The organism is Streptomyces sp. SID14478, assembly GCF_010548525.1.
Taxonomy (GTDB): Bacteria; Actinomycetota; Actinomycetes; order Streptomycetales; family Streptomycetaceae; genus Streptomyces.
The window spans coordinates 1-294 of the sequence record NZ_JAAGMG010001134.1; the positions used below are offsets into that span (position 1 = coordinate 1).

A 294-nucleotide genomic window follows, 5' to 3' on the forward strand; every position below is an offset into this window, starting at 1 on the left:
GCAGGACCACGCCGCGTTCCGGCGCATCCTGGACGCGGGGGAGCTGCGCGACGCGGCACAGGTCACCGGCCACGCGCGCACCCCGAGCTGGCCGTCGTCGGCGCCCTCGCGGCTGGGCACGCAGATCGACCACGTACTGGTGAGCAAGGAGTTCTCGGCGCAGGAGACCCGCTTCCTGAAGCTGGCGGACACCGATCACCGGGCGCTGCTGGTGGACCTGACGCTGCATCAGGACTGAATGCCGCCGCACCGCGGGCCGCGCGGCAGCGGGGTCCGGGGCAGAGCCCCGCAACG

Annotated in this window: 1 pseudogene; it reads left to right on the forward strand. The window is 73.8% G+C overall.

Going from position 1 to position 294, the window contains the following annotated elements:
- Nucleotides 1-238 (forward strand): annotated as a pseudogene (locus G3I40_RS36245) (endonuclease/exonuclease/phosphatase family protein); the annotation flags it as partial.
- Nucleotides 239-294: the final 56 nt, after the last annotated feature.